The following is a 6877-nucleotide window of genomic DNA, read 5'->3' on the forward strand; positions in this document are numbered from 1 at the left end:
TTTCGTGGTTACTTGCCGTTCCGGACGATCGCCTGCGCCTCGACACCGAGCCTGGCCAGACGAAGATCACCGAGAGCCGTGAGGGAACTGCCGAGCCGGTTGGTGACGAAGCCGAGGGACAGTCCGCTGTCGAGGTCCGCGTAGGCGCCGGACCCGCCGACGCCGTAGTGCCCGATCGCGTTCCGTGGTTGTTCCCGGGACGCGAGGATCGGCCGGTGGTAGCCGAGGGACCACTGCGGCCGGATACCGAGGACGTAGTCCCGGTCGTGGGTCTGCACCTGTGACATCTGCGCGATGGTGGACTTGCGCAGGAACCGGCGTCCGTCCAGCCTGCCGCCGTTGGCGATGGCGCCGTACATGCGCGCGAGCGCCCGCGCGCTGAACACGCCGTTCCAGCCGGGCATCACCGCGTCGTGCACCGCGGGGTTCCGGACCAGCACGTCGAATCCCCGGGGCATCGCCGCCTCGGCGAGTCCGCGGGTGGGGCCGACGAGCGAGAGCACGTTCGACGTGAGCTCCCAGTTGAGTCCGGCCGGGTTGATGTGCGGAAACAGCTTCGCGATCCGCGGACGGTGCTGTCCGGGAACCTGATACCAGAAGTCGTCGACGCCGAGCGGGCCTGCGATTTCGTCCTGCACGACCTGGACGAACGGCTTTCCTGTGACGCGGGCGATCAGTTCGGCCACCAGCCACCCGTAGGTGACGGCGTGATACCCGGGGCCGCGCAGCCTGCGCGGATCCGCCGGGCCGGCCGCGAGGGCCCCGACGACGGCGTCGTAGTCGAGGAGATCGAGCGGGCTCCGCATCAGACCCCGGACCTTGTGCAGTCCGGCCCGGTGGGTGAGGAGTTCGCGGACCGTGATGTCGCCCTTGCCTGCCGCGCCGAACTCGGGCCAGTAGCGCGCGACGGGCGCGTCGTAGTCGATCAGCCGGCGTTCGGCGAGCCGGTGGACGACCGTGCTGGCCACGCCCTTTCCCGTGGAGAACGACAGGGCGACGGTGTCGCGGTCCCAGCGGCGATCGCGGTCGGCCCAGCCCGCCCAGATGTCGAGGACTTTCTCACCCCGGAAGTACGCGGTGAGCGCCCCGCCGCCGTGCTGAGGTTGCCGGTACATCGCGAAGAACCGGTCGGCGAGCGGCAGGAACCGCGGATCGACGTGCAGCTCCGTCCGTGGCACGGACGCGGGCCGGGGAACTCGAACGCTGGTCGTCATCGACCACCTCCGATCTCGCTGCCGTATCTCCTACGGCAGTTGCGTCAGCCCATTGTGACTACCGTCACCATACGACGCGGACCGGGGTGCCGTTCAGGGAAGCCGCCACACTGTTGTGCCGTCACTCAGACACGCTTGACCTGCAAGGAAATTGATCGCGAGCGACGGTCCAGCGGCGCACACCACGCCCTTCGCCGGATCCGCGACCAGCGCCTGCCCGCCCGGACCGCTCAGCACCAGGGCGGGACCGGCACTGTCGACCGTTCCGATGGCGACGCTCGCGGGCCCGACCGCCACGGCGGCGACGGCGCCACGACGTGCCTCGGCCGCACCCACACCACCGCCCAGCCCCGCGCCGAGCGCCGCGCCCGCGTGGGCTGCGTCGGCGAAACCGACACCGTCCGTGCCGAACGCCGCCGAATTGCTGCTCGTATCGGCATTGGCACCGCACGCGGTCCGGTCGACGATCGTGGTGTCACCCCGGCCGGGTGGTGACACACAGGAGAGGGAGACGGCCGACGCGGTGGCCGGCGCGATCATCAGGGCCCCGAGTGCCGTCGCGACGACACCGAGGGCGAGTCCGGCAGTACCGACTGTCGTACGTTCCATGGCGACCTCACATTGTTCCCGACCCGACCGTCCCGAGCCTACGTGAGCGCCGGCTATTTGCGGTCTCGGTCCCGACTCGGTTGTACCCGCTTGGGTTCCCCCGGCATCTTGGGGTAATTGGGTGGGTACGGCAGATCGCCGAGACCGTTCGCTGCGTCCCGTTCGGCCATCTCCAGCAGCACGTCCAGCGATTGCGCCACGTCGCCCATGGTCGCCATGGGATCGCCGCGCTTCTCGAGCAGCGCGGGCACGGTCGCGATGGTGAAGTCGTCGGGGTCGACGTCGACGAGTTCCTCCCAGGTGACCGGCGTCGACACGGTCGCGATCGGCGTCTTGCGGGCCGAGTAGGCGGACGCGATGGTCTTGTCTCTGGCGTTCTGGTTGAAGTCGAGGAAGATGCGTTCGCCGCGTTCCTCCTTCCACCAGGACGTGGTGGCCCGGTCGCCGCTGCGCCGCTCGATCTCCCGTGCGAGGGCGATGCCCGCGCGCCGCACCTCGATGAAATCCCAGCGCGGCTCGATGCGGAGATACACGTGCAGCCCGCGGCCGCCCGACGTCTTGGGGTAGCCGACGAGACCGAGTTCGTCGAGCAGCGGCCGGAGCACGTCCAGCGCGACCGCCCGGGCGTCGTCGAATCCGGTCCCCGGCTGCGGGTCCAGGTCGATGCGCAGTTCGTCGGGGTGATCGACGTCGGGGCACCGGACCGCCCACGGGTGGAACGTGATGTTGCCGAGGTTCGCCGCCCACACGATGTTCGCGGCGCTGCGCACGCAGAGCACGTCGGCCTTGCGGCCGGAGGGGAACGTGACCTCGCACGAGTCGACGTGATCGGGGCGCTTCGCGGGAACCCGCTTCTGGTAGATCTCCTCGCCCTCGATCCCGTCCGGGAACCGTTGCAGATGCGTCGGCCGATCGAACAGGGCGGTCAGCAGCGCACCGTTCAGCGCCACGGTCCGGTAGTACTCCACCAGGTGCCGTTTCGTGCCGCCCTCGGCACCGAGTTTCGGGTAGTAGATCTTGTCGGGATTCGACAGCCGCACGGCGATGCCGTCGACGTCGAGTTCTTCGGCAGGACTCGCCATCTAGGAACCTCCGGCCAGGACGTCGGCAAGGTCGTATCGCACCGGGACCTCCAATTGTTGGAACGTGCACTCGTCGGGCGTCCGGTCCGGGCGCCAGCGCAGGAACCGCGCGGCGTGCCGGAACCGGGCACCCTCCATTTGGTCGTACGCCACCTCGACGACGCGTTCGGGGCGCAGCGGCACCCAGGTTCGGTCGTTACCCGACTGCCACCGCGTCGGCGCCCCGTCCGCGACGACGTCGTCTCCGACGCGCAGCTCGTCGAGTTCGGCGAGCAGTTCGATCCGCCGCGCCGCCGTGAACGCCGACGCGCCGCCGACCATCGCCATCTGGTCGCCGTCGTACAGTCCGAGCAGCATCGACCCGATCCCCGGCTGACTCTTGTGCGGCCGGTAGCCGATGACGACGCAGTCGGCGGTGCGGGCGTGCTTCACCTTCACCATTTCCCGCTTGTTCGGCAGGTACGGGCCCACCAGCTTCTTCGCCACCACCCCGTCGAGGCCGGCCCCCTCGAACGCCTCGAACCACTCGATGGCCGTCGCACTGGATTCGGTGGCCGCGGTGACGTGGCAGCTGGGTCCACCGCCGATGGTGTCGACGAGCTGCGCACGACGTACGGAGAAGTCCTCCCGGCTGAGGTCGCGGTCGCCCAGCGCGAGCAGATCGAACGCGACGAACTGGGCCGGCGTCTTCTCCGACAGCATCGTGACCCGGCTCTCGGCCGGATGAATGCGCTCCGACAACGACTCCCAGTCGAGCCGGGTGCGGCCGTCGATGCTGCGCGGGACGACGAGTTCGCCATCCACCACGCACCGCTCGGGCAGTTCGTCCTTCACCGCCCGGACGAGTTCGGGAAAGTACCTGGCCAGATCCTTTCCGCCGCGGGACCCGAGCACCACCTCGTCGCCGTCGCGGAAGACGAGGGTGCGGAAACCGTCCCATTTCGGTTCGTAGGACCAGGCGAGCCCGGACTCCGGTTGCGCCGGAACGGACGACGCAGCCTTCGCGAGCATCGGCTGTAACGGAGGCATCACGGGGAGATCCACCCGTCCATACTGTCACCACGATTGGCAAATCGGACAGCGATGTAATCAAATAATGCGCGACACGGCAATCGCGGTGGACACGATCGAGGTGGCAACGGTCATCTCGGAGGAACGGGTGGCGGACGGTCACCTGACGGAGGGGTCAGACATGACAGGGTTAGTTCGGCGGGTGTGTACCGCAGTCGTCGCATTGTCGGCGACGGCAGTTCTGGTGGCCGGGTGCGGTTCGGACACGACGCCCACCGCGGTGCCGGAGTCGGGTGCCTCCGCGGCCACCTCGTCCAGCGAATCGACCACCGTGATCGACGGGCAGGAACGCGAGGACGCCGGCGGCGACGTCGACTTCGAGGTCGCGATCGGTGAGTGCGTGAAGCTCGGCGGCACCGTCTCCGACGCCGAGATCGACAAGGCGGTGTGCGGCAGCGCCGATTCGAACTACAAGGTGATCGCCAAGGCCGCGAAGAACAGCCAGTGCATCAGCGACGCCGACTCGTACTACTACGAAACCCTCGGCGGCATCGAGCAGGGCGCGATCTGCCTCGACGTGGACTGGGTCGTCGGCGGTTGCATGGACGTCGGCGGCGAGGATCCCGCGCGCATCGACTGCGGCGACACCGCGGCCGTCGACGGCGTGAAGGTGACGGAGATCGTGCAGGGCGCAACGTCCGTGGACTCGTGCGGCACGTCGTCCAACGGATACGAATACCCCGAGCGCAAGTTCGTCGTCTGCGTCGACGAACTCTGACAGCAGGCGCCGGCCGGCTGCGGGCACTGCCCGCAGCCGGCCTCGCTCACAACCAGCCGCGGCGTTTGAAGATCGTGTACAGCCCGGCGCAGGTGAGCATCATCAGCGACAGGGCGAACGGATACCCACCGACCCAGTGCAGTTCGGGCATGTGGTCAAAGTTCATGCCGTAGACCGTCCCGATCAGGGTGGGCGCGAACAGGATCGCCGCCCACGCCGACACCTTCTTGATCTCCTCGTTCTGTGCATAGCTGGCCTGGGTCAGGTTGCGCATCTCCTCGTTCTGCTCCTGCGACACCAGGGTGGCGTTGACGGTGAGGATGTTCCCGAGCAGCTGACGGAAGCCGTCGGCCCGCTCCACGACGACCGTCGCGTGGTCGGTGACGTCACGCAGATAACGCTGCAGTTCCTCGTCGGTGTTGTACTTCTCGAATCCCGCCGACAACCCGCGCAGCATCCCGAGCAGCGGCCTTGTGGCCCTCTGAAATTCGATGACCTCGCGGGTGAGTTCGTAGATGCGCCGCGACACGCCCGGCGCTCCGCTGAACACCTCGGTCTCGATCTCGTCGATGTCGTTCTGCAGTCCGGCGACCACCGGCGCGTACCCGTCGACCACGGCGTCGAGGATGGCGTAGAGAACCGCCTCGGGTCCGAGCCGGAGCAGGTCCGGGTTGCTTTCCATCCGCCGGCGGACCGCCGACAGGTCGGGGGATTCGCTGTGCCGGACCGTGAGCACGAACGTCGGACCGCAGAAGACGTGCAGCTCACCGAATTCGACGCGCTCGGTTTCGTCGCAGTAGCGCGCGGCGCGCAGGACCACGAACAGCGTCTTGCCGTACCGCTCCAGCTTGGGCCGCTGGTGGGCGACGATCGCGTCTTCGACAGCCAGCTCGTGCAGGTCGAATTGCTTTGCTGCCGCGTACAACTGGGCGTCGTTCGGCCGGTACATCCCGATCCACGCCATCGACGACGCGTCGGGCAGGCTCGCGAGTGCCTCCGACAGCGTGGCCGGGGTGGCCGTCTTCCGGCCGTCGCGGTAGACGGCGCTGTTGACCACCGTTTCCTCCGCAGGCGTCGGTTCGACGGGCCGGCGGGTCACCGCGTGACCGGCGTCGGCGTCGGACAGACCGGCGGAGCGGCTGGGGAGGAGGGAACGGATCGGACGCAGCTGAGGCATGACACGGGGCTTTCGAGGGAAAGTGGGCAGCGCGGAACGGCGCTGAGGAACACGGACCGTGAAACCGCGCACCTACCGGTGGAACGGTTTCAGTTGGTACTCGGAGGTTGGCTTCTCATCGGATGCCACACCTCCTTGCTCTCTCGAAAAGGCAGTTCACGACCTCGGCGAACTGCAGACCGGAGGACACGATACCCCCGCCGACCGGCCACGACAACCTGGGACCCCCGCCGTGTCGGTCCCGGATCCGGCGCCTGCCGCGGCGGATACTGGGCGGGCAACGAATCACCACCGAGAGGCCCTCATGACCAGCTGGTCGGACAGACCGATCTGCGCGTTCGACCTGGAGACGACGGGACCCGACCCCACCGACGCCCGCATCGTCTCCGCGTGCATCGCCGTCGTCGACGCTCACCACTTCGAGTCGCGGACCTGGCTGCTCGACCCGGAGGTTCCCATCCCGCAGGGCGCCTCGGACGTGCACGGAATCTCCACGGAGTACGCCCGGGCTCACGGACAGGACTACGCCACCGGGTACGGCGAGATCCGCGAGGCTCTGCACGACGCGTGGACCCGCGACCATGCCGTCGTCGCGTTCAACGCCTCCTACGACCTGACCGTCATGCACACCGAGGGCCTGCGCCTCGGGCTGACCGAACTCGTCACCGGCATCGTGGTCGACCCCTACGTCATCGACCGCGAAATGGACCGATACCGGAAGGGCAGGCGCACTCTCGGCGCGGTGTGCGAGCACTACGGCATCGCGCTGGAGGACGCCCACGAGGCCGAGGCCGACGCGATCGCCGCCGCGCACCTCGCCCGGACGCTCGCGCAGGAGTATCCGAATCTGCGGGCCCTGGACATCATGAGCCATCAGGCCGGCTGGCACGCGGAACGGCAACGCGACTTCGCCGACTACCTCGCCCGGCAGGGCCGCGACGCATCGGACGTCAACGGCGAGTGGCCGATTCGCGGTCTCGCACAGTTCCGCATCGCCTGATCCGAT

Annotated in this window: 7 protein-coding genes; 2 read left to right on the forward strand and 5 right to left on the reverse strand. The window is 68.4% G+C overall.

The annotated features are described in order from the left end of the window. Window positions 1-8: 8 nt before the first annotated feature. The 4 genes from GO592_RS24085 to GO592_RS24100 form a co-directional block, all read right to left on the reverse strand. A complete protein-coding gene (locus tag GO592_RS24085) occupies window positions 9-1214 on the reverse strand; it encodes a serine hydrolase domain-containing protein (RefSeq protein ID WP_007299258.1) in 1206 nt (401 codons plus the stop codon). Between the two features lie 93 nt (window positions 1215-1307). After that, window positions 1308-1823, reverse strand: a complete 516-nt coding sequence (locus GO592_RS24090; protein ID WP_007299259.1) for a DUF6764 family protein — start codon at window positions 1821-1823, stop codon at window positions 1308-1310. Window positions 1824-1876: 53 nt separating this feature from the next. Further along, window positions 1877-2905 (reverse strand): DNA polymerase domain-containing protein, encoded by a 1029-nt coding sequence (locus GO592_RS24095; protein ID WP_005561963.1) that lies wholly within the window; start codon window positions 2903-2905, stop codon window positions 1877-1879. Beyond that, on the reverse strand, window positions 2906-3949 hold the full coding sequence (locus GO592_RS24100) for an ATP-dependent DNA ligase (protein ID WP_039952193.1): 1044 nt from the start codon (window positions 3947-3949) through the stop codon (window positions 2906-2908). 148 nt (window positions 3950-4097) lie between these two features. On the opposite strand from GO592_RS24100, the gene lppU reads away from it, so the two are divergent. After that, entirely contained in the window at window positions 4098-4694 is a 597-nt protein-coding gene (gene lppU / locus GO592_RS24105) for an LppU family putative lipoprotein (protein ID WP_039952211.1), read from the forward strand. 46 nt (window positions 4695-4740) lie between these two features. Here lppU and GO592_RS24110 read toward each other — a convergent pair whose 3' ends face one another. Continuing rightward, complete coding sequence (locus GO592_RS24110) at window positions 4741-5871, reverse strand: magnesium and cobalt transport protein CorA (protein ID WP_005253068.1); 1131 nt, start codon at window positions 5869-5871, stop codon at window positions 4741-4743. A gap of 304 nt (window positions 5872-6175) precedes the next feature. Here GO592_RS24110 and GO592_RS24115 point away from each other — a divergent pair, with 304 nt between their 5' ends. Continuing rightward, the gene (locus tag GO592_RS24115; protein ID WP_007299262.1) at window positions 6176-6871 is read left to right on the forward strand and encodes a 3'-5' exonuclease; all 696 of its coding nucleotides are present in this window, start codon (window positions 6176-6178) and stop codon (window positions 6869-6871) included. Window positions 6872-6877: the final 6 nt, after the last annotated feature.

This window comes from Rhodococcus sp. 21391 (assembly GCF_016772255.1).
Lineage (GTDB): Bacteria > Actinomycetota > Actinomycetes > Mycobacteriales > Mycobacteriaceae > Rhodococcus_F > Rhodococcus_F opacus.